Below are 22,683 nucleotides of genomic sequence, written 5' to 3'. Positions count from 1 at the left end.
GAGTTTTCACTCATTCTCGTCCCGGCATCCAGCCGGGGCTCCGAGGGAATTATCACGGCTCACCATCCAGGTGAGCCATATGTGATAATTAAATCTGTTCAAACTCGGTATCCGCCTCTATTGTCAAAAGTTGACAGGTTTTCTGTCGGCGATCCTGGGAAAGATTGAAAAGTTGATGATAAAAATGTTTATACTTTATGTGTGAAGTGGAAAACAATATACAGGATAATCTTTTTTCTCTGGGTCGGAATTATTGGTGTTTTATCCGTCATCCCTTCGCCGGGAAAGGTGGTTTCGGTATCGGATAAATTCGCCCATTTCGTTGCCTACTTCATAACTGCATCATTATGTTATTGTGCCTTTAAAAGAGAGAAGTTATCTTCTCTTGTCTTTCTGGGTATTGCAGTCTTTCTTTACGGCATAGCAATAGAGATCGTCCAGTACTTTCTGCCGTACAGGGATTTCAGTGTAGGTGATATAATTGCCAATGCCTCCGGCATAGCTTCCTTCTTTGTTATATGGGGAGTTTATTCCAGAACCATAAGACAGAAGAGAGGGAGGTTGAAGTAATTCCTTATCATGTCGGATCATATTGTTGAATCTATCAGTAGTGTATACAAGAGGATATCGCACGCTGCGATGAGGGCAGGAAGAGACCCCCTGGAGGTAAAGCTTGTTGCGGTCACCAAGATGGTCCCTCCCGAGGCCATAAGAGAGGCAGTGGATGCCGGGGTGAGACTTCTTGGCGAAAGCAGGGTGCAGGAGGCAAAGGAGAAGATTGCAGTCCTAAGTGGAGTCTTGCCTGATACGGTCTCGTGGCACATGATTGGAAACCTCCAGAGCAACAAGGCAAAGCTTGCAGTTCAACTCTTTGATATGATACAGTCAGTGGATTCAGTAGATTTGGCTAAAAGGATAGACCGTTATGCATCAGAGGCCGGAAAGATTCAGAGACTCCTTGTGCAGGTAAAACTCGCTGGGGGAGAATCCAGATCCGGGATAAGTCCGGAGGGGCTAATTGCCCTCCTCGAAGAGGTCGGGAACTTGCATAATCTTGTGGTTGAGGGGTTGATGACCATACCGCCGTTTCTTGAAACCCCTGAAGACGTCAGACCGTATTTTAGAAGACTCAGGGAAATAAGGGATGGGGCTGAAGAGAAAGGGTTTAAACTCCCGGAACTCTCCATGGGAATGTCCGGTGATTTTGAGGTGGCTGTGGAGGAGGGAGCGACCATGGTAAGGGTCGGGTCTGCGATATTTGGAAGGAGGTTATATCAGTGATAGGCTTTATCGGTGGCGGCAATATGGCAGAGGCGATAATAAACGGACTCCTTGGTGCATCCGGAGACAGGATAATAGTAGCAGATAAAAGGAAAGAGAGACTGGATTACCTGAAGAAGAGATACAGGGTAAAGACAACTGCTGACAACAGGGAAGTGCTGTCAGCATCAGATGTTGTTATCCTTGCAGTAAAACCCGCGGATATCGGGGATGTTACTGCTGAGATACGAGATGGGGTTACAGACAGACACCTTGTTGTCTCGATTGCCGCAGGAATAAAACTCGAATATCTTTGCGGGAGGCTGAAGACTAAAAGACTCTTCAGGGTGATGCCTAATGCCCCTGCCTTTGCTGGAGAGGGGATGAGCGTTGTCTCCCCCCTGGAGGGGACAAGGAAGAAGGACTTGAAGACAGTTGTGGATATATTCAGGAGCGTAGGAGAGGTGCTGGTGCTGAGTGAAGACAAGATGGATGCGGTAACGGCCCTTAGCGGGAGTGGCCCTGCCTTTTTTGCGTATTTTGTTGAATCGATGGCAGAGGCCGGTGTGAGGATGGGGTTGAGCGCCTCTGATGCCCTTGCCCTTACCCTGCAGACCGCCTCAGGAACAATAAAGATGCTGAAGCAGGGGCAGACGCCTGCAGAATTAAAAGAGATGGTGACCTCTCCGGGCGGAACCACTGCCGAGGGTCTTTACAGACTTGAAAAAAACTCTCTGAAGGCTGCCGTAAAAGAGGCTGTCGAGGCTGCTGCAAGGCGGGCAGAAGAGTTAAGCGGGAGGCAATAGAATGTTTATCCTTGGTAATCTCTTTATAGCAGTGGGTAATATCCTTGATATTCTGCTGAGTATCTATATGTGGGTGATTATTATCTCCGCCCTCATAACCTGGGTTAATCCCGATCCGTACAACCCGATTGTCAGATTCCTCTACAGGGCGACAGAACCGGTCCTAAGCCCGATAAGGAGGAAGCTTGGTATATATGGCGGCATGGATTTCTCGCCCCTGATAGTGATACTCGGAATTGTTTTTGCCAGATATTTCATTGTAAGGAGTCTGATTGAACTTGGTTATAGACTGAAAGGAGGCATGTTATGAGAATTACACCCCTTGATATTCAGCAGAAACAGTTTCCCGTTAAGTTCAGGGGATTTGATGTTGAGGAGGTTTATGCCTTTTTAGAGGTGATCCGTGAGGAGATGGAAGACCTCTTGAGGGAGAACGCCTCATTGAAGGAGCATCACCACAGGTCAGAGGCCCAGCTGCAGGAGTTCAGGGATATGGAGAACACCCTCCGTGAGACACTTATGACTGCCCAGCAGATGGTGGAGGATTATAAGACAAACGCGAGGAAAGAGGCCGAATTGATATTAAGGGAGGCCGAGCTCAAGGCTGATACCCTTATAAAGGATGCCCAGGAAAGGGTTGTAAAGATACACGAGGATATTGTGGATCTGAAGGGTATTAGGAGGCATTTCAAGGAAGAACTCAAGAGGTTGATAGAGAGCCACGTCCGGATGCTTGAGTTTGATGAGGTAAGAGAGTCAGAGGAAGAGAGTGCTGCGGGGTCATTAGAGAGTGAAATACAGGGCGATTAAGGGAGTGCAGGATATACTGCCTCCGGATGTCTATCTATGGCAGGAAGTTGAGTCCATAGCAGCTCAGGTTTTTGCACCATTTGGTTACAGGGAGATAAGGACCCCGGTTATGGAATTTACAGAGGTCTTTACCAGAAGCATCGGAGAGACAACAGATATCGTGGAGAAGGAGATGTATACATTCAATGACAGGGCCGGCAGGAGTATAACCCTCAGACCTGAAGGCACTGCTCCAGTGGTGAGGGCCTATGTGGAGAACCATCTTTATAGTCTTCCGTCTCCCCAGAAATACTATTATATCGGTCCCATGTTCAGGTATGAAAGACCTCAGAAGGGGAGGTTCAGACAGTTTCATCAGATAGGCGTTGAGGCCTTTGGTGAAGAAGATCCGCGAATGGATGCCGAGGTGCTTGATATGCTGAGGTGTTTTCTTGAGAGGGTCGGGGTAGATAACCTCAGGTTTGAGGTCAACTCCATTGGCTGTGATGAATGCCGTCCCATCTACAGAAGGGCGCTGGTAGATTTTTTGACCGGACAGATAGATTCCCTTTGTTCAGACTGCAAGAGGAGATATGAGGTTAATCCCCTCAGGGTGCTTGACTGCAAGGTGAAGGGATGTGAGGAGATAAAGAAGAAGGCCCCCGGAATAACGGATTATCTCTGTTCAGGGTGCAGGGAGCATTTTGATGCCCTTCTGGGATACCTTGAGTTGCTTAAAATCCCCTTCAGCGTTAATCCTGCAATGGTTCGGGGACTCGATTACTATACAAGAACAACTTTTGAAGTCACCTCCGAATCCCTGGGCGCCCAGAGTGCCGTGGCAGCAGGTGGCAGATACGACAAGCTGATCGAGGAGTTTGGCGGCCCGGCCGTTCCGGGAATCGGCTTTGCCATAGGAGTGGAACGTCTTACCACTCTTATCAAGGACCGTCACGGCATTGTGGAGCCAGTCCCTGCAGTCTATTTTGCTGCTATCGGGGACGAGGCTGAGAAGGCCGCGTATAAACTTGCCTCCGAGATGAGGACAAAGGGAATCTGGGTGGAGCTGGATTACTCGGGGGCATCCCTGAAGAGCCGGTTCAGAAAGGCTGACAGGCTTAAGGCGGCATATGTGTTTATACTTGGAGATGATGAATTATCAAGAGGGACTGTACGCTATAAGAGACTTTCCGATGGAGAGCAGGGAGAGGTCAATAGAGATGATGTTATGCAGTTTTTTGGATAGCTGATCGTGACAGGGACATGGGTGAATAAGATATGAATATTCAGAGCATGACAGGGTTTGGACAGGCTGAAGAGAAGGGGGTGAGGGTGGAGGTCCGTTCAGTGAACCACAGGTACCTGGATCCCCGGTTCAGAATCCCTGTTTTTATTAATCCTTACGAGATAGCCCTCAGAAATATGATAAAAGAGCGGTTTGCAAGGGGGAGGTTTGATGTCACCATAGCCCTTACAGACAAGGCGGATGTAAAGCTCAACATCAACCGGGGGCTTGCCGGAAATCTGTTTAAGTCCCTGCGGGAATTACAGGAAGACCTGGGCCTGAAAGAAGGGCCGTCCCTTGACCACCTCTTCTGGTTCAGGGATATCCTCTTCAGGGAAGAGCCTGAATACAACCCTGAAGACCTCATCCGTGTATTCGAGTCAGCCCTTGACAGGCTTGCCGGGATGAGGCAAAGAGAGGGGGAACACCTTGTCAGGGATATTCTGACAATGGTTGAGGTCCTGGAGAAGCATCTTGAGGCAGTCAGGGCAGAAGTTGAAGGCGTGCTTGAAAAGACCTATGAACGGATAAAGGTACGCATAGCAGAGCTTGCAAAGGAGACAGCAATAGATGATACAAGGCTGTTGCAGGAGGCGGCCTTTCTGGCAGAGAAGGCTGATATATCAGAAGAGATTACAAGGATTCAGAGCCATATCTCACAGATAAGAAAAATCATTTCAGAAGGTGGTACAATAGGCAGGAAACTTGATTTCCTGCTTCAGGAGCTTTTAAGAGAGATTAACACCATCGGTTCAAAGAGCAGTGAATACAGGGTCTCGGACCTTGTTATACAGATGAAGACGGAGATTGAGAAGATGAAGGAGCAGGTTCAGAATTTACAGTAATAACAAACACTGGAGGAAAGATGAAAAGGGATACAATGGCCGTGCTTGTTAATATAGGATTCGGCAATATGGTTTCTTCATCGAGGGTCATAGCTATAGTAACACCCGGCTCTGCACCTATGAAACGATTGAGGGACGAGGCAAAGAAAAGGGGAAAACTTGTGGATGCAACAGAGGGCAGGAGAACCCGTTCCATAATCGTGACGGACAGCGATCATGTGATACTGTCGGCCCTGCAGCCGGAAACCATAACCCAGAGGTTTTTTGGTAAGGAATCCCAAACTGCTGAAAAAGATCCGGAGGAATGAAAAAGGGTTCAATCTTCATAGTCTCAGCCCCCTCTGGAGCAGGAAAGACAACGCTTTGCAAGAGTCTCACAGGGGTTGTGCCCCGGATAGTCCATTCCATATCCTATACCACAAGACAGGCAAGAGAAGGGGAGGTGGATGGAAGGGACTATTTTTTTGTCGATGAAGACCGGTTTATGAGTATGGTTGCTGACGGGGAGTTTCTTGAATGGGCAGAGGTCCACGGCAATCTGTATGGCACATCAAGGGCAAAGCTCTTTGAAGTGATACAGGGCGGTACAGACGTAATACTCGATATAGATGTTCAGGGTGCAGCCCAGATACGGCAGAAGGGTATTGATGCGACCTTTATCTTTGTCCTGCCCCCATCTTTGGAGATACTTAAGAAGAGGTTGATATCAAGGAAGACCGACAGTGAGAAGGTGATTCTCCGGAGGCTTAAAAAGGCGAGGGAAGAGATAGGTGACTACAGGTTGTACGATTATGTTATAGTAAATGACAGCCTTGATGTTGCCCTTAATGAGCTTGGCTCCGTGGTCTTGTCAAAGAGGTTACATATCAGCCGTGTTGACCACGAGTGGATCAGGGAGACATATGGGTTGGAAGCATCTTGAATCAAGTTTTAATGCAGTATTGAATTATCTATTACTATTAATACAGAAGGAGAGGTGATCGGAATGGATATTATTTCCCTGCCTGTTGAATATGACCGCAACAAGATTGATGGTAGGTTCAGGCTTGTAAATATTGCGGCACAGAGGGCAAAGGACCTTATATTTGGTGGCAGTAAACCAAGGGTGCCTTCAAAGTCAAAAAAGGTAACCACTATAGCCATTGAAGAGGCTGTTCAGGGTGCACTGGAGTTCATTACCGGTGAAGAGGCATTAAAGGCCAGGGAAGAGGCAAAGAAGATTGATTTCCACAGGCTGATTGAAGAAAAGAAACGCGAGGTTGAAACAGAAGACCTTTCCGAGCTTGAAAAGGACCTGAAGATATATATTCACGAAAAAGAGGCAGTGGAAGGATCCGCAAAACCGAATGAAGCCTTCGAGCCTGAAGAATAGACATGTCATACTTGCGGTTACCGGTGGTATTGCTGTTTACAAGACCGCAGAGCTTGTAAGAAGATTAAGGTCGGAAGAAGCTGAAGTTACCGTTGTGATGACGGAATCATCACAACGGTTTATTACCCCGCTTACTCTCGAGAGTCTCTCGGGAAACAAGGTCTGCACGGATATTTTCTCAGAGCCCATGGCTCATATAAACCTGCCTGAAAGCGCCGACCTCTTTGTAGTCGCCCCTGCAACGGCCAATATCATCGGAAAGTTTGCATCAGGAATCGCTGATGATATGGTTTCTCTCACCTTGCTTGCATTCAGGGGGCCGGTAATATTTGCTCCGGCAATGAACTGGAGGATGTATGAACACCCTGTTGTTCAAAGGAATATCAAAACCCTCAAGGATTTGGGATTCCATGAGATAGAACCTGAAGAGGGAGAGCTTGCCTGTGGTGAATACGGCGTGGGCAGGATGGCAGATGTTGGACGCATAATTGAGGCTGCAAAAGGTTGTCTGACCAAAAAAGACCTTGACGGGCTTAAGGTGCTTGTGGTTGCAGGTCCTACAAGGGAGTATATTGACCCTGTCCGTTTCATATCAAACCGTTCCTCAGGCAGGATGGGGTATGCCCTTGCCAGGGTGGCCATGGAACGTGGTGCTGATGTTACACTCGTAAGTGGGCCTGTCTCCGTTGAACCACCCATGGGAGCAAAGGTGGTAAGGGTAGAGACCTCAGATGAGATGCTTGAGGCAGTGAAGAAGAATGTCGGGGGAGTTGATATCCTGGTGATGGCTGCAGCAGTGGCTGATTTCGTGCCGGATGATTATTCGCCTGTTAAAAGAGAAAAGGGGGAGTCCTTTGCCCTCAGGCTGAGACCTGCTCCGGATATCGTGAAGGCTGTATCAGGTATGAGGACACGGCCTTTTATTGTGGGTTTCTCTGCCGAGACCGGTCCGAATATTGCAAAAGCAAAGAAAAAACTCAGGGAAAAGGGGATGGACTTTATTGTATTTAATGATGTAACCTTAGAGGGAGCCGGGTTTGACTCTGATACAAACAAGATCAGTATTATTGACAAAGACGGTGTTGCTGATTATCCCCTGATGAGCAAAGAGGGTTGTGCAGAGATAATATTTGACCACTACCTGAGACATTCAAAGTAAAGAGATGTATCATTGTTGTTGACATCGTCTGTAATCAGGCAATATAATGAATATTATACCTGAAGTTTAACGGGTACAGGATATTTTTTATGGCACTGGAAGATATCGAAAAATTAAAGGCAAGGCTTGAAAAGGATCCCAGCTCTAAACTCTTTGTCCCCCTTGCTGAGGAATACCGTAAGGCAGGTATGTATGATGAAGCCATTGAAGTGCTTCTCGAGGAACTGCATAAACAGCCTGCGTACACGACGGCAAGGGTATCGCTTGGGAAGATATATCTCGAGAGAGGTCAGACAGAGAAGGCCAGAGGAGAGTTTGAAAAGGTTATTGCAGCAGTTCCTGACAACCTGTTTGCCCAGAAAAAACTTGCTGAAATCTATAACTCGGCCGGAGATACTGAAAAGGCGGCCGTTTGCCTTCGAAAGGTACTTGAGATAAATCCCCATGATGATGAGGCAAGGCAGACCCTTGAAATATTGACTGGTTCGGCCCGGAAATCACCGGAGGAACAACCTTTTTACGTTGAGCCGGAACCTGTGGAGACATTTGAAGTTCCTGATACCGGAAGATCGGAAGATGTTTCTGAAGATATCGAGGTTGCCGGGACGATAGGGGCTGCCGGCTTTGAAGAATACAGGCAGTTCGGTGAGATTGTTACTGAAGAGGTACAGGAGACGGCAGGGGATGATTCACCCATGTTTGCCATGCCTGATGAAGTCAAGTCAGAGGAGCCTTTTGCGGGTATTACAGATGATTCAGCTTTTAGTTTTGATGATATGCTGGATGGTTTAACCGATTCCGCAGGGAAACCCGCCTCATCAGAGGTTGATGCACTCCTTAGGGAGGCTGATGGATACATAGACGCAGGCCGGTATATGAAGGCTGTTGAGATATTTCAAGGTGTACTGGATACAGACCCTGACAACAGTAAAGTAAGACAGAGGGTGGAAGAGTTGAAATATTATCTGAAAATGATAGGAAAGGATACAGGGTCTCTCGTGGGGCGGCTTGAAGGCTTTTACGAGGGACTCAGGAATAGAGGGGATGAATTTTTCGGAAGTTCTTAAAGAGGCAACTGACAGGGTTGACGGGGCTGTAGCGGCGATGATACTTGCCTCGGACGGTATTCCTGTTGAGGAATACGTGGTGGAGAGGCTGCTTGATTTCAGTGTCCTTTCTGCTGAGGCCTCAGCATTGATGAAGGATATTGAGACGGCATCCCGGGATCTGCAGCTTGGGCAGGCCAGGGAGTTTCTGCTTATAGCTGACGTCTGTGGAATTATAATGAGAAGGATTACAGAGGACTATTATCTTGCCCTTGTTGTGAAGCCTGATGGTAATTACGGTAAGGCAAGATATGTGCTGAGAATGACAGTGCCACAGATAGAGAAGGAGTTTTAGCCGTATCTCACTTCCAGGTCTTTACCTTGTTCGTTTCTGAATGAAGCCCAAATCTGATTTAAGCGCTCAAATCCTTTTTTATTGAAAATCCGTTGCTGATTTATAAGGGTCTTTTACATGGACAGGATTGAAAGCATAAGGGAAAGAGTTTCAGAAAAACGCCTGAAGGCCTTTCTGGTCAGCAGCATTATAAATATTCGTTATCTCACAGGCTTCCGGGGTTCTTCAGCATTACTGCTTATCACAAAAAAAGATGCATTCTTCTTTACGGACTTCAGATACAGGGAGCAGGCGGCCAGGGAGGTAAGGGGATGCGAAATTATCGTGCCTGTCGGGGCATTGCTGCGCCGTGTAAAGAAGACCCTCAAGTCCCTCCGAAAAACTTCCCTTGCTTTTGAATTTACCGCCCCCTACAGCCTGTATCATGACCTTAAAAGGAGCTTTGCGCTCAGAGCCGTGAAGGAGATGGTTGAGTCACTCAGGCTGAAGAAGGAGAAGGAGGAAGTCAGGCTGATTAAAAAAGCTGTAAGACGCGCTGAAGAGGCCTTTGTTGAGACAAGGCCGGCAATAAGAAAGGGTGTGACAGAGAGGGCGATTGCACTCAGGCTTGAAGAATCGCTTAGGAGGAGGGGCTGTCAGCGCATACCGTTTGATATAATAGTGGCCTCAGGAGAAAATGCCGCCCTTCCACATGCCTCGGTGTCGGATAGAAGGCTTAAGGCAGGAGACCTGGTGGTTATTGACTGGGGTGGAGAAGCAGGGGGGTATTTTTCTGATATGACGAGGACCCTTCTGATAAAAGGTTCCGACATCGAGGGTAAGCTAAAGATGTATAATACAGTGTTGAAGGCCAACCGTTCTGCAATCAGGACAGCCGTTGCAGGAGTAAGGGCGAGTGAAGTGGACAGGGCCGCAAGGGACTTGATTAAAGAAGCGGGTTTTGGAGATTTTTTTGGCCATGGTACCGGGCACGGCGTTGGGCTTGATATACATGAGTCTCCTCGTATATCATTGATAAGCAGGGATACCCTCGGCCAGGGCATGGTCTTTACCATCGAGCCAGGCATTTATGTGCCGGGTGTGGGAGGGGTTAGAATAGAGGATATGGTTTATATTGGTGAGAAGGGTTCAAGGGTTTTGACCCGTTTGCCGAAGAGGCCGGAGATTATATAGACGCTGCTTTAAAAGTAGAATAAGCTGTTACGTAAATTTTAATAACGGAGGAAGTTGATGATTTCAACAAGTGATTTCAAGCGGGGCACCAAGATAGAATTCAGGGGAGAGCCTTATGAGATACTGGACTTTCAGCATGTGAAGATGGGCAGGGGCAGTGCCTTTGTCAGAACGAAAATGAAGGGTCTCAGAACGGGAAAGATAATCGAAGAGACATTCTCCTCCGGGGACAAGGTGCCAAAGCCCGAGCTTGAGGAGAAGGAGATGCAGTATCTGTATAAGCAGGATAATCTCTGTTATTTTATGGATACCGAGACCTATGAGCAGGTTCCTGTTACAGAGGAGCAGCTTGGTGATTCTCTGAAGTATCTCAAGGAGAATATGAATGTCTATATCCTATACTATAAAGGTGAAGCGATTGCAGTTGAGCTGCCCATTTTTGTTGAGCTGAAAGTGGCTCAGACAGAGCCTGGATTTAAGGGAGATACTGCTTCAGGTGGCAGCAAACCTGCTATACTTGAGACAGGTGCAAGTGTGAAAGTTCCATTTCATATAAATGAGGGAGATATCATCAAGGTTGATACACGCACAGGTGAATACATAGAGAGGGTGAAGGGATGAACCTGGACGAGATAAAGGCACTTATTGACCTCCTGAAGGATACGGATATATCCGAGATCGAGCTTGAGAGGGAGGGAGTAAAGGTAAAACTGAGGCGTGAGAAGCAGCAGTCCTCAATAGAGGTTGTGGAGAAAAGGCCCAGGGTTTCTGAGCCGGCGTCTGAATCAGTGCCTGAAGCAGAGGATACATCCCATCTTGTTACTGTCACATCTCCGATTGTCGGTACCTTCTACACTGCCCCTTCTCCTGATGCAGAACCCTTTATTGAGGTTGGCTCAAGGGTTAAGGTGGGACAGGTTTTATGTATTATCGAGGCAATGAAACTGATGAACGAGATCGAGAGTGAGGTGGAAGGGACAGTGGTGAGAATGCTGGTTGAAAACGGTCGGTCTGTAGAATACGGTGAGCCCCTCTTCCTGATAGAGCCGGCATGAAACTCTTCAAAAAAATCCTTATAGCAAATCGTGGAGAGATTGCAGTACGTATTATCCGTGCCTGCAGTGAACTTGGCATCAAGACCGTTGCAGTTTACTCTGATGTTGATAAAGAGTCCATGCATGTGAAGCTTGCTGACGAGGCCGTCTGCATTGGCCCGGCAAATCCGCAGCACAGTTACCTGCATACGCCTGCCATACTGAGTGCATCAGAGATAACAGACTCTGAGGCCATTCATCCCGGATATGGATTTTTGTCGGAAAATCCCCAGTTTGCAGAGGCCTGTGGCAAGTCAGGTATTACCTTTATCGGCCCAAAACCTGAAAATATCCGTCTTGGCGGTGACAAGGCAAGGGCAAGATATATACTGAAGAAAAAGGGCGTGCCAGTGGTGCCCGGCAGTGACGGCCTGGTGAAAAATGCCGCAGTGGCCCGAAAACTTGCCGGCAAGATCGGATATCCCGTGATACTTAAGGCATCTGCCGGAGGCGGGGGCAGGGGAATGCGAATCGTTGAGGCAGAGGCGGGAATAGAGAATGCATTTAATACTGCACAGAGGGAGTCCCTTGCGGCCTTTGGATGTGGGGACCTCTACCTGGAGAAGTACATATCCGAGATGCGCCATATCGAGGTTCAGGTAATGGCTGACAACAAGGGCAATACAGTGCATCTTGGTGAAAGGGACTGTTCAATCCAGAGGCGTCATCAGAAGCTGCTCGAGGAATCCCCGGGACCTAATGTTACGGATAAGTTCAGAAAGAAGATAGGGGAGTATGCAGTAAAGGCAGCAAAGGCCCTTAAGTACAGAAATGTCGGGACCCTGGAGTTTATTGTTGACCTTGAGGATAATGTTTATTTTATGGAGATAAATACGCGTATCCAGGTGGAGCACCCCGTAACAGAGGCCGTAACAGGGATTGATATAGTAAAGGAGCAGATAAAGCTTGCAGCCGGAAATTTACTGGAGTTCAGGCAGAACAAGGTAACTATAACCGGTCATGCCATTGAATGCCGTATAAATGCTGAAGACCCGAAGAGATTTGTGCCTTCTCCCGGAAAGATAACTTTTCTTTATCTGCCCGGCGGACCCGGGGTGAGGGTGGATACAGCGGCTTATAGTGGCTGGACAGTGCCGAGCAACTATGATTCCCTGATAGCAAAGCTTATTGTTACAGGGAGAGACCGTGAAGAGGCGATACACCGAATGCGCCGTGCCCTGAAGGAGTTTATAATAGAGGGTATCCAGACAACCATTCCGTTCCAGCAGAAGGTGCTTGTGTCTGAAGAGTTTCTCAGCGGCAACTATACCACCAAATTTGTTGAGAACCTCCTGTCCGGGTAGTAGATGATATCCGGTGCCCCTGCCTTCAATCAGGAAATAACAGGTAAAAACATGCTTTACGGAGGTATCTGTTTTATAACAGATGGCAGTCTCTCTGCCCTGAGCGTTGATGAGACGGTAAGAAAAGTCCTTGATGCCGGCATCAGGTGGATACAATACAGGGAGAAGGCCCTCTGCAGAAGGGATATGTTTTTGCAGGCAGAGAAGCTCAGGAGATTGACGGATGATTACAGTGCCGTATTAATCGTCAATGACCATGCAGATATAGCCCTTGCAGTGGGTGCAGACGGGGTTCACCTTGGTCAGGATGACCTTCCACTAAAGGCAGCAAGGAAGATAATGGGAAAAAAGATTATCGGAATATCCACACACGATATGAATCAGGCGCTGGAGGCTTGGTGTAATGGTGCAGACTATATCGGGTTTGGCCCTGTTTTTCAAACCTCCACAAAAGATGCAGGCACTCCCAGGGGACTTAATCTGTTGAGGGATGTTGTGTCGTCTCTCGATATCCCTGTTGTGGCGATAGGCGGGATTAATTTGAAGAACCTCAGGGATGTTATGAGGCACGGGGCCTCAGCCGTGGCTGTTGCCTCCGGAATCCTGAAATCCCCGGACGTCTGCCGTACTGCACGCGATTTTGTTAATATAATATATGCAGAGATATAATTCATTCGGTCATTACATAAAATCCCTCTTTGGCCTGACTGTCTACAAGGTGAATGTGGATGCAGGATTTACGTGTCCTAACAGGGATGGTACTGCCGGGTATGGCGGGTGTATATACTGCAACAATGACAGCTTCAGGCCGTCCTCATGCCGCTCGGTTCTCCCGCTCAAGGAGCAGATAAGCAATGGCTCAGTTTTCCTCAGGAGGAGATACAAGGCGGAGAAATTTATCGTCTATTTTCAGCCATACACAAACACCCACGCACCTGTGGATGAGCTTGAGCGCCTGTACAGGGAAGCCCTGAAGGGGCCTGATGTGATTGGGCTTGCCATAGGCACGAGGCCGGACTGTATTGATGAGGCAAAGGTCAGGCTTCTTGAAGAACTCTCAAGGGATTACTTCATCCTTGTTGAATACGGGCTTCAGTCCATCCATGACCGGACACTCGACTTTATCAACCGTGGTCATGATTATGCAGCATTCCTCAGGGCAATCGAACTTACCAGGGGACGGGGGATTCATATTGGTGCCCACCTTATAGTCGGGTTTCCAACAGAGACTGAAGAGGAGATGCTTGAGATGGCGGATGTAATATCCGGGCTGTCCATTGAGTTTCTAAAAATACACCAGCTGCAGGTGATCAAGGATACACGGCTGGAGAAGCTTTACAGGGAAGACCCCTTTCATCTCTTTGATTATGAGGAGTATCTCGACTTTGCAGTCAGGTTTATTGAGAGGCTTTCACCCTCAATAGTCCTTCAGAGGGTCTTTGCAACAGCACCTGACGATATGCTGATAGCGCCGCTGTGGGGCAAGGGCAGGCAGGAGATACTGAGGGATATGGGGGAGCGGTTTAATGACCTCAATACATATCAGGGCAGACTTTACAAGTCTCCTGCAGTAGAGGTTCTCCACGCAGAATAGTTGCCCGCCTTTTAGTCTTAATGCATTCCGTGTCTGCCTTTATGTCTTCTGTACTTCTTGCCTGGCGGGAACTCCTTCCTGTGTTTATTAAAATAGATATAAGGTCTGTCAACATCGAGTTCGATAGTGACATACTCGTCAGGTCTTATCACGATTGTGGGTGGCAGTACAGGAGCGGTTATCCATGCCCCGTCGGAAAGATAGAAATAAATCTTCCGGTTGACATCGAAATATACAAAGGCGGATGGATAGTAGTAATAGATGTGCGTTGCCTTGCATCCATGTGCCGGGGGTAATGGACGCGGGCCGGGTCTGCCCTCTATCGCCACGCACGAAGTGATGAACATGGCCAGTATTATTAACGACACTGCTGTTTTTTTCATACCGAAGCCCTCCATATAAATCCTTGCCGGCAGGTTTCCATCTCTTTTCCTCAGGTCTTAAGATAATTATCATGCATTTATCCTGTTTTGTCAAGAACACGAATTTTTCAGGGTGAAATTGCTTCTCATTACAGTATGTGCTAAAATTCAGGCATGTTTCTGATATTGCGGAAGAGCCGGATTATGCGCCTCCTGATTGTTTTAATAATAACGGCCGCAGGGGTGTTTGTGAGTCTCCACCCCTCTGCAGCCGCGCAGAGGAGTCCTGAAGTTCAGGAGATAATCGACAGGGTGGACAGGCTCTACCGCAGTGATACGAGTTATGGTGAGATCGAGATGACGATCATCACTCCTGACTGGAGACGCCGGCTCAGGATGAAGATATGGACTGAGGGGATGGATAAGACCTTTCTCTATATCACCTCCCCCAAAAAGGATGCAGGCATTGCAACCCTCCGCATCGGGAGCGAAATGTGGAACTATTTTCCAAAGATCAACAAGGTTATGAAGGTTCCGCCTTCAATGATGATGGGTTCCTGGATGGGGTCTGATTTTACCAACGACGACCTTGTAAAGGAGAGCTCATTATTGAGGGATTACAGTGCGAGGCTGATCAACCCTGAAGGGGCAGATAAAGACCATTACCATATCGAACTGATACCGAAGAGGGATACACCAAGTGTCTGGGGCAGGATAATAGTAACAGTGCGCAAGGATGACTATATTCCGGTAAGACTGGTCTATTTTGACGAAAAGGGCAGAAAGATGCGCGTCATGGAATATAAGGATATCAGGCTGTTCGGTGACCGGAAACTGCCTGCAGTCCTCGAGATGACGCCGTTGAACAAGGAAGGGCATAAGACCATTATCCGGTATATTGACGTACGCTTCAATATAAAACCGGACAGGGAAACCTTTACACTCCGTAACCTCCAGAGGAAGAGGAGGTGAAGGATGATTATTTTAAAGATAGCCTTCAGGAATGTCTTCAGGCAGAAGCGGCGCTCCCTCCTGACCATCATCATGATGGCGGGCGGTTACTTCCTCTTCTCCCTGTCTATCGGTGTTTCAGACGGCACTTACTCCAGCATCATTGATATGTTCACAAGAGACCATACAGGGCATATACAGATCCACAGGAAGGGATATCTCGACAGGCGCTCTCTCTACAAGACCATCAGTAACTATGAGGCCCTGGGTGCAAAGATTGAGGCTGTCCCCGAGGTGCAGGCATGGGCTCCGCGTCTTTATTCACCGGCCCTTGCCTTTATCGGCACAAAGACCACGGGAGTCAGGATTATAGGCATAGACCCCGAAAGGGAAGCCCGGACAACGCGGCTCAGGGAGAAGGTAAGGAGAGGGAGATTCATCTCCGGCACGCCACTCAGGGAGGTTGTCATCGGCAGCGGGCTTGCAAGGATTTTAAATGCAGATATAGGCGATGAACTTGTGCTCATCTCACAGGGCGCCGACGGTTCAATCGCAAATGACCTCTTTAATATTGTTGGCTTTGCAGGTTCTGCCAGGGATACCTCTGAGCGGATGAATTGTTATATGCATATTAAGACTGCCCAGGAATTCCTTGTTCTTGATGATCGTATACACGAAATAGCCGTTGTCCTTACCGATCAGAGGAAATCAAGGGAGGTTGCCGCTCTGATTAGAACAAGGCTTAATGACCCCTCACTTGATGTTGAGCCCTGGCAGGTGGTGGAGAAGCAGTTTTATCAGGCAATGCAGGCGGACGTAAAGGGCACGTATATATCGCTTCTGATTATCATGATTATCGTTGCCGTCGGGGTTCTTAATACCGTGCTCATGACCATCCTGGAACGCACCCATGAGTTCGGCCTCTTGCGGGCACTCGGCACAAGACCCGTAAAGGTCTTTCTGCTTATCATTATTGAAACAGGAGTGCTCTCGGTTTTCGGCGTCATGCTTGGCGGGGTTTTTGGTGTGCTTGGCAATTATCTCCTCTCCATATACGGCATAAGTTATCCAATTCCGATTGAATACGGGGGTATTGTATTTGAAAAAATGGTGGGTATGGTTTCACTCAAGTCCATCATCCTGCCTGCTGTAGTGACAGTGTTAACGGCCCTTGTGGTGAGTGTTTTCCCGGCAATACGTGCTGCAAGGGTAGAGCCGGTCAAGGCCATGAGGTCAATTTGAATATGTGGAGAAAGCCGTGATCCTTTTAAAGCTTGCATGGCGGAATATTTTCCGTAATACAAGAAGGACGATCCTTTCCGGTATTGCCATCGGCATTGGACTGGCGGTGATGATTTTTGGGGATGCCTTTATGACGGGCATAAATGAAAGCATGATCAGGACCTCCACTGACACGTTTGCCGGCCAGGGACAGATACATGCCCGGGGGTTCAGAGATACGCTTGAGGTTGAAAAGACCGTTAATAACCTTCAGTGGGTTGAAGATGGCCTGAAGAAGGAGGAGAGGATTCAGGCTTTCTCCCTGCGTACAGAATCGTTTGCCATGCTTGCGTCAGCGGCGAATGTCGCATCCATTATGCTCTATGGCATTGATCCGGCACAGGAGCGTGATATATCCAAAATAGATGAGGCCATAACAGAGGGGAGATACCTTGGGGGCAGTAATACGCAGCAGATACTCATCGGCTCAAAGACTGCCGAGGTGCTTGAGGTGGGAGTCGGCGACCGTGTGGTTGTTACAGTGGCCCAGGCAGGGACGGGTGATTTATCGCAGGAGATGCTGAGGGTGAGCGGTATATTTCGCTTCGGCATTCAGGAGCTGGACAGTGCAGTGGCCTTTATAGGGTTGAAGAAATCGCAGGAAATACTCGGTCTGGGACAGGGCGTACATGAGATAGCATTGCGTTTTCATAATCTCGAGGATGCCGGAAACCGCTCTCTTGGTTTCTGGAATAAATATTCCCGGTACGGCAACGAGGCCATCGGCTGGAAAGACATTATGCCCCAGATGGAGGCCGTCCTGGAGATGTCCACCCTTTCAAAGGTAATAACCGCCACCATAATCTTCGGCATAGTCGGACTTACCATAATGAACACACTCTTTATGTCCCTTTATGAGAGGATGTTTGAGTTTGGGGTGCTGCGCGCCATAGGCACAAGACCCCTCAGAATGGCACTTATGATCCTTCTGGAAGGGGGCTGTCTTGCAATAATCAGCATTATTATCGGCAGTGCAACCGGATTTTTCTTCAGCTGGCTCTTCTCTGTTTACGGGATAGATTACAGGGGTATAGAGTTTGCCGGTACAACCATAAACGAGCTTATTTATCCTGTAATGAATGTCCGGCAGTATTTACTGAATCCGCTATATGTGTTCTTTTTTACGCTTGTTGCCGCTCTTTACCCGGCATACTATGCTGCCAGGCTCACACCGGCAAAGGCAATGAAAAGGAGTTTCTGAGGAGATGTGTATGACAGATAACGAAAAAGAGGTAATCAGGGTGGAAAACGTCTCCAGGACTTACCGAAGCGGCGAGGTTGAGGTAAGGGCGCTGAAATCCTTAAGCCTGAGCATAAAGAGGGGGGAGTTTACTGCAATTGCAGGTCCGTCAGGCTCCGGCAAGACAACCCTTCTGAATATCATCGGCGGACTCGATACCCCTTCATCAGGCCGTGTGATTCTCTCGGGCAGACCGATTAATGAGATGAGCGGAAATGAGCTTTCCGACTTCAGGCGTGACCATATCGGTTTTATTTTTCAGTCCTACAATCTTATCCCGGTGCTGACAGTAAAGGAAAATGTCGAGTACGTTATGCTCCTGCAGGGGGTTTCTGAGCAGGAGAGGAGTCAGCGTGTAAAGGCCATCTTGAGAGAGGTCGGTCTTGAGGGCATGGACAAGCGGCTGCCCATACAGCTCTCCGGCGGACAGCAGCAGCGTGTGGCTGTTGCAAGGGCTATGGTTTCCAGGCCTGATATTATCCTTGCTGACGAGCCGACTGCCAACCTTGATTCAGCAACCGGCGCTGCCCTGCTTGACATGATGAGTAATTTGAATGAAAAGAGCGGTATGACCTTTATCTTCTCCACCCATGACCGCATGATCATGGAGAAGTCGAGAAGACTCATTATGCTGAAGGACGGACAAATCGAGAGCGATCAGCCAGGAAGCCGGGGAGGGTAATTGAAGCTTAAAAAGCGGGCTATTGGTTTTCTTGTCTTTTTTGCCATCTCCATTCTGACAGGCCCGGTATACGGAGAAGAAAAAGATATAAGGATAAGCGGCTACCTGAAGGGTTTTTTTACCGTGACTGATACCGGTAGTGCCGGGGAGGCAGATAGTGATTTAGATGGAGGGGCTTTTAATGTTTTAAGGCTGGACCTCCTTTATCAGCCCCATGACCGGCTTTCGGCAGAGCTTGCCTATGAGATAACCCCGACCGTCCAGCCGATGGAAGGTGATCTTCTGTATGCTTCGCTGCCAAGGCCTGAGCCCTATTCATACCGAGCATTTGACCTGGGGGAGAGACTCTACCCGCGGAGAGAGGATTTGAAAAGTTCATTCATGGTCACCCAAAACCTTGACCGCGCCTTTATCACGCTTAATCTGCCTGCTGCCGACCTTTATCTCGGCCGCCAGCCTGTTGCCTTTGGTTCAGCCCGTGTTATAAACCCTACTGATGTGCTTGCCCCTTATGCCTATGAAGTGCTTAACCAGGAGGAACGGATCGGGGTTGATGCAATAAGGGCGAAAATGCCGGTTGGAGAGATGGGGGAATTAGACGGCGGCATCGTTTTTGGTGATAAATTCAGGGCCTCAGAGAGTGCCCTCTTTTTACGCTCAAGAAACTATCTCCTCAAGACTGACCTGACGTTTATAACGATTATCTTCAAGGAAAACCTGCTCCTCGGCCTTGATATTGCCCGCTCAATAGGTGGCGCCGGATACTGGCTGGAGGCTGCATATACCTTTGCCGGTGCAACTGCTGACTACACTCCTGAGGAAGACTATTTCAGGCTTTCCACAGGCCTTGATTATAATTTCGGCAAGGGCCTGTATGGCTTTATCGAGTATCACTTTAACGGGGCAGGCAGGGGCAGGCCTGAAGAATATCCGGAGGCTTTTGCCGGAATTGCCTATACCGAAGGCGCTGTCTACCTTGCTGGCAGGCACTACATTGCCCCGGGCCTTGCCTATGAGATTACGCCGCTCCTTAACCTCACTGCCCGGGCCCTGCTGAATGCCGTGGACCTCTCGGCATACCTTTCAGCCCTGTTTGAATTCAACTTTGCCGAGGACGTCTATATTGACGCGGGGGCCTTTATCAGCACCGGCCGCAAACCGGAGACGCGTATAAACGAGGTTTCAGGGGTGGTGGAAAGGGAGATCAAATCAGAGTTCGGTATGTATCCAGATATATACTTTACATCGATACGGCTGTATTTCTGAGGGGGGGGTGACGGGGTGGATCAGTCATCATTTGACAATTATAGAAGGACCTGTAGTAAGATAAACAGCATAATCACAAGCGCATCAGGTATAAATGATGGCGCATTACTATCTACAGAATAAAATCAAATTAACAATACGGCTACTTAATGGATCAGGAACTCGTTGCTGTTATCCTGCCAAATGGCACAATCCAGCTGGAATGGGTTGACCCACGGGATAAAATCAGTAAAAGCACTCGCATATTACAGAAGGAAATCTTTAAACGGTTTCAGGAAGATACTTCCTCCTGCATACTCTTTCTGGGGTTTTGCGACCAGACAGTGCACCTCTCTCCTTCTCTCGGGTTTCTGAGAGACTTTTCTCATCTTTTTGCTCAAAAGTTAAGCCACACCCCTGACCTTGAACTCATACGGGACAAGGTCGTAGTTCCCCTTGAAAAGAATGACATAATGAAAACCCTGAGCAGAGCCCCGTTCATGACCGGCGGGGAATACCTTGATGAGGTCCTTCTCAAGGCATTATGGAAAGGATTAAACTCCGGATTTCAGCAGGAAATAAGAAAACATAAGGGGACAGTCGAAGGTTTCATCAAGAATTACAGTCCGGATATCCATCTTGTCGGTCGGGTCTATTTCCATCTTGTGGAAAACAGGAGGAGTGAGGACTTTCCCTTTGCCTTTCTTGCAACATACTCAACGGGCCTTAATAAAAAGGGTGAATCCAGGCACCTCCCGCTCAGATACGCATTGGAAGAGTATGACCATGACAGCCGCAAACTCCTGGACCTTCTGGCCACTGTTCATTTAGCCGCCAGGGAGAGCAGTCTCATTGCCGGGCTTCTGGATTCCGGAGAGATTTTTCATCCCCTGTCATGGACGTCAAAAGAGGCGTATCAATTCCTCAGGGAGGTTGCCTTTTATGAGAACTGCGGGATTTTATGCCGGATTCCAAACTGGTGGAAAGGGACCGGGACCCCTCTCAGGGTCAATATAACGGTTGGAAAGGCACCTCCATCCCATCTCGGCATGGATTCTGTCTTAAATTTTAACGCACAACTGCTTCTCGGGGATTCGGTTATAAGCGAGGAGGAAGTGCGCAGGATTCTCGCTGAATCCGAGGGGTTGGCCTATATCAAGGGTAAATGGGTAGAGGTGGATCACCGGAAACTCAGGCAGGCACTCAAGGCCTTTGAGCAGGCCAGGCAGGCAGAGTCCATGGGGTTGACGTTCAGGGATGTCATGAGTGTGCAAATGGGGGCCAGGGCCCTCTTCGATGATCCTTCAAAAAACAGCCTTGTAGAGGTTTCAAACGGAGAGTGGCTTGCCTCTGTAATTGAAAAGTTGAGACAGCCCCGGATGATCAGATCCATCCGTCCCGGCAGGGAGTTTAGGGGCGTTCTGCGGGAGTACCAGCAGAAGGGATTGAACTGGCTGCATTTCCTCCATTCTCTGAGGTTCGGGGCCTGTCTGGCCGATGACATGGGTTTGGGCAAGACAATTCAGGTCCTTGCGTTTCTAACGTTATTGAAGAAAAAGAAGGCCGGCTGCAGTCTTCTCATCGTTCCAGCCTCCCTGTTGTCAAACTGGCAGAATGAGATAAAGCGCTTTGCCCCGTCTTTAAAATTCTTTATTGCCCATCCCGGTGTTAATCCGGAGAGCAGGAAGATACTCAAGGAGGATACATTCAGTAATAAGTACGACCTTGTCATTACGACCTATGCCCTTATTCAGAAATACGACTCCCTGAAATCTTCCGATTGGTATTATGTCATTCTGGACGAGGCCCAGGCTATAAAGAATCCCGGTACAAAGCAGAGCAGGGCAGTCAAGCAATTGAAATCCTTTAACCGGATTATTCTTACCGGAACACCCATAGAGAACAGGCTGTCCGACCTCTGGTCCCTGTATGATTTTATTAATCCCGGTCTGTTGGGCAATATACGCGAATTTGCAGAATACACAAAAGGGCTGAGCGACCATCCCGACAAATACGGCCGTTTGAAAGATGTCATCAGCCCCTATCTCCTCAGACGCCTGAAGACCGACAAATCCATTATCTCTGATTTGCCGGACAAGATAGAGATGAAGACCTATGCAGATTTAAGCAGAAAACAGGTCCTTTTATATAAGAGGTTGGTTGACGATATCGGCAGGGCACTGGAGGAATCAGACGGCATACAGCGTAAAGGCATAATACTGTCGTCACTCATGAAGTTTAAACAGATATGCAACCACCCCGGGCAGTATCTTGACAACAAGGACTATAATGAACAGGACAGCGGAAAATTCCAGAGGTTAAGGGATATCTGCGAGACCATATTCGAAAAGAGGGAGAAGGTACTGATCTTTACGCAGTTTAAAGAGATCACCAATGCCCTTCATGATTTTCTTAAAACCATTTTTAACCGGGAGGGATTAATCCTGCACGGCGGTATCCCTGTTTCCCGGAGGAAGAAGATTATCGAACGGTTTCAAAGCAATGAGTATGTTCCTTTCTTTATCCTGTCAGTGAAGGCCGGGGGGGTAGGGCTTAACCTGACGGAGGCCAATCATGTTATCCACTTTGACAGGTGGTGGAACCCGGCAGTTGAGAACCAGGCTACAGACAGGGTTTTTCGTATCGAGCAGACAAAAAAAGTGATTGTCCACAAGTTTATAACAAAGGGGACTGTGGAAGAGAAGATCGACATGATGCTGGAAGAAAAGAGCGCCATGTCCGAAAATGTGCTCCGGAGTTCAAGCGAAAACTGGATTACGGAAATGGATAACGAAAAGATACTGGATTTATTTAAACTCAGCCTTTAATTATTGACAACA

26 protein-coding genes are annotated in these 22,683 nt (G+C 48.3%); 25 read left to right on the top strand and 1 reads right to left on the bottom strand.

The window, feature by feature from the left end; genetic code table 11:
- The first annotated feature begins 201 nt into the window (after window positions 1-201).
- The 19 genes from VST71_05385 to VST71_05295 all read left to right on the top strand — a co-directional run bounded on the left by VST71_05385 (window position 202) and on the right by VST71_05295 (window position 14,082).
- A complete protein-coding gene (locus VST71_05385; protein MEC4685148.1) occupies window positions 202-570 on the top strand; it encodes a VanZ family protein in 369 nt (122 codons plus the stop codon).
- Between the two features lie 9 nt (window positions 571-579).
- Complete coding sequence (locus tag VST71_05380) at window positions 580-1,281, top strand: YggS family pyridoxal phosphate-dependent enzyme (protein ID MEC4685147.1); 702 nt, start codon at window positions 580-582, stop codon at window positions 1,279-1,281.
- Window positions 1,278-2,066 (top strand): pyrroline-5-carboxylate reductase, encoded by a 789-nt coding sequence (proC, locus tag VST71_05375; GenBank protein ID MEC4685146.1) that lies wholly within the window; start codon window positions 1,278-1,280, stop codon window positions 2,064-2,066. The genes VST71_05380 and proC overlap by 4 nt, the downstream gene beginning before the upstream one ends.
- A 1-nt stretch (window position 2,067) precedes the next feature.
- Entirely contained in the window at window positions 2,068-2,376 is a 309-nt protein-coding gene (locus VST71_05370; protein MEC4685145.1) for a YggT family protein, read from the top strand.
- On the top strand, window positions 2,373-2,876 hold the full coding sequence (locus VST71_05365; protein ID MEC4685144.1) for a DivIVA domain-containing protein: 504 nt from the start codon (window positions 2,373-2,375) through the stop codon (window positions 2,874-2,876). The genes VST71_05370 and VST71_05365 overlap by 4 nt, the downstream gene beginning before the upstream one ends.
- Window positions 2,857-4,101: a histidine--tRNA ligase gene (gene hisS / locus VST71_05360; protein ID MEC4685143.1), complete on the top strand. Its 1,245-nt coding sequence runs from the start codon at window positions 2,857-2,859 to the stop codon at window positions 4,099-4,101. The genes VST71_05365 and hisS overlap by 20 nt, the downstream gene beginning before the upstream one ends.
- A gap of 32 nt (window positions 4,102-4,133) precedes the next feature.
- Entirely contained in the window at window positions 4,134-4,985 is an 852-nt protein-coding gene (locus VST71_05355) for a YicC/YloC family endoribonuclease (GenBank protein MEC4685142.1), read from the top strand.
- A 35-nt stretch (window positions 4,986-5,020) separates the two neighbouring features.
- Window positions 5,021-5,293, top strand: coding sequence for a DUF370 domain-containing protein (locus tag VST71_05350; GenBank protein ID MEC4685141.1), 273 nt, complete (start codon window positions 5,021-5,023; stop codon window positions 5,291-5,293).
- On the top strand, window positions 5,290-5,907 hold the full coding sequence (gene gmk / locus VST71_05345) for a guanylate kinase (protein ID MEC4685140.1): 618 nt from the start codon (window positions 5,290-5,292) through the stop codon (window positions 5,905-5,907). Before VST71_05350 ends, gmk begins: the two co-directional genes overlap by 4 nt.
- A gap of 63 nt (window positions 5,908-5,970) precedes the next feature.
- Window positions 5,971-6,357: a DNA-directed RNA polymerase subunit omega gene (gene rpoZ, locus VST71_05340; protein ID MEC4685139.1), complete on the top strand. Its 387-nt coding sequence runs from the start codon at window positions 5,971-5,973 to the stop codon at window positions 6,355-6,357.
- A complete protein-coding gene (gene coaBC / locus VST71_05335; GenBank protein ID MEC4685138.1) occupies window positions 6,332-7,516 on the top strand; it encodes a bifunctional phosphopantothenoylcysteine decarboxylase/phosphopantothenate--cysteine ligase CoaBC in 1,185 nt (394 codons plus the stop codon). Before rpoZ ends, coaBC begins: the two co-directional genes overlap by 26 nt.
- Before the next feature lie 89 nt (window positions 7,517-7,605).
- The gene (locus VST71_05330; GenBank protein MEC4685137.1) at window positions 7,606-8,583 is read left to right on the top strand and encodes a tetratricopeptide repeat protein; all 978 of its coding nucleotides are present in this window, start codon (window positions 7,606-7,608) and stop codon (window positions 8,581-8,583) included.
- Window positions 8,561-8,917, top strand: coding sequence for a roadblock/LC7 domain-containing protein (locus VST71_05325; GenBank protein ID MEC4685136.1), 357 nt, complete (start codon window positions 8,561-8,563; stop codon window positions 8,915-8,917). Before VST71_05330 ends, VST71_05325 begins: the two co-directional genes overlap by 23 nt.
- A gap of 117 nt (window positions 8,918-9,034) precedes the next feature.
- Window positions 9,035-10,090: a Xaa-Pro peptidase family protein gene (locus tag VST71_05320; GenBank protein ID MEC4685135.1), complete on the top strand. Its 1,056-nt coding sequence runs from the start codon at window positions 9,035-9,037 to the stop codon at window positions 10,088-10,090.
- 57 nt (window positions 10,091-10,147) lie between these two features.
- The gene (gene efp / locus VST71_05315; protein ID MEC4685134.1) at window positions 10,148-10,711 is read left to right on the top strand and encodes an elongation factor P; all 564 of its coding nucleotides are present in this window, start codon (window positions 10,148-10,150) and stop codon (window positions 10,709-10,711) included.
- On the top strand, window positions 10,708-11,145 hold the full coding sequence (accB, locus tag VST71_05310) for an acetyl-CoA carboxylase biotin carboxyl carrier protein (GenBank protein ID MEC4685133.1): 438 nt from the start codon (window positions 10,708-10,710) through the stop codon (window positions 11,143-11,145). Before efp ends, accB begins: the two co-directional genes overlap by 4 nt.
- A complete protein-coding gene (accC, locus tag VST71_05305) occupies window positions 11,142-12,488 on the top strand; it encodes an acetyl-CoA carboxylase biotin carboxylase subunit (protein MEC4685132.1) in 1,347 nt (448 codons plus the stop codon). Before accB ends, accC begins: the two co-directional genes overlap by 4 nt.
- A 3-nt stretch (window positions 12,489-12,491) precedes the next feature.
- On the top strand, window positions 12,492-13,157 hold the full coding sequence (gene thiE / locus VST71_05300) for a thiamine phosphate synthase (GenBank protein ID MEC4685131.1): 666 nt from the start codon (window positions 12,492-12,494) through the stop codon (window positions 13,155-13,157).
- The gene (locus VST71_05295; GenBank protein ID MEC4685130.1) at window positions 13,144-14,082 is read left to right on the top strand and encodes a TIGR01212 family radical SAM protein; all 939 of its coding nucleotides are present in this window, start codon (window positions 13,144-13,146) and stop codon (window positions 14,080-14,082) included. Before thiE ends, VST71_05295 begins: the two co-directional genes overlap by 14 nt.
- 17 nt (window positions 14,083-14,099) lie before the next feature.
- On the opposite strand, the gene VST71_05290 is transcribed toward VST71_05295, so the two are convergent.
- Entirely contained in the window at window positions 14,100-14,465 is a 366-nt protein-coding gene (locus VST71_05290; GenBank protein MEC4685129.1) for a hypothetical protein, read from the bottom strand.
- 183 nt (window positions 14,466-14,648) lie between these two features.
- Here VST71_05290 and VST71_05285 point away from each other — a divergent pair, with 183 nt between their 5' ends.
- From VST71_05285 to VST71_05260, 6 genes are all read left to right on the top strand, one after another.
- Window positions 14,649-15,416, top strand: coding sequence for an outer membrane lipoprotein-sorting protein (locus tag VST71_05285; GenBank protein MEC4685128.1), 768 nt, complete (start codon window positions 14,649-14,651; stop codon window positions 15,414-15,416).
- Between the two features lie 3 nt (window positions 15,417-15,419).
- Window positions 15,420-16,637, top strand: coding sequence for an ABC transporter permease (locus VST71_05280; GenBank protein ID MEC4685127.1), 1,218 nt, complete (start codon window positions 15,420-15,422; stop codon window positions 16,635-16,637).
- Between the two features lie 16 nt (window positions 16,638-16,653).
- Entirely contained in the window at window positions 16,654-17,877 is a 1,224-nt protein-coding gene (locus VST71_05275; GenBank protein MEC4685126.1) for an FtsX-like permease family protein, read from the top strand.
- Between the two features lie 10 nt (window positions 17,878-17,887).
- Entirely contained in the window at window positions 17,888-18,598 is a 711-nt protein-coding gene (locus tag VST71_05270; protein ID MEC4685125.1) for an ABC transporter ATP-binding protein, read from the top strand.
- Window positions 18,599-19,864, top strand: coding sequence for a hypothetical protein (locus VST71_05265; GenBank protein MEC4685124.1), 1,266 nt, complete (start codon window positions 18,599-18,601; stop codon window positions 19,862-19,864).
- 149 nt (window positions 19,865-20,013) lie between these two features.
- Window positions 20,014-22,671, top strand: a complete 2,658-nt coding sequence (locus tag VST71_05260) for a DEAD/DEAH box helicase (protein MEC4685123.1) — start codon at window positions 20,014-20,016, stop codon at window positions 22,669-22,671.
- Window positions 22,672-22,683: the final 12 nt, after the last annotated feature.

It is taken from the genome of Nitrospirota bacterium (assembly GCA_035873375.1).
GTDB lineage: Bacteria > Nitrospirota > Thermodesulfovibrionia > Thermodesulfovibrionales > JdFR-85 > BMS3Bbin07.
This window is presented reverse-complemented; position numbering and strand designations above follow the sequence as displayed.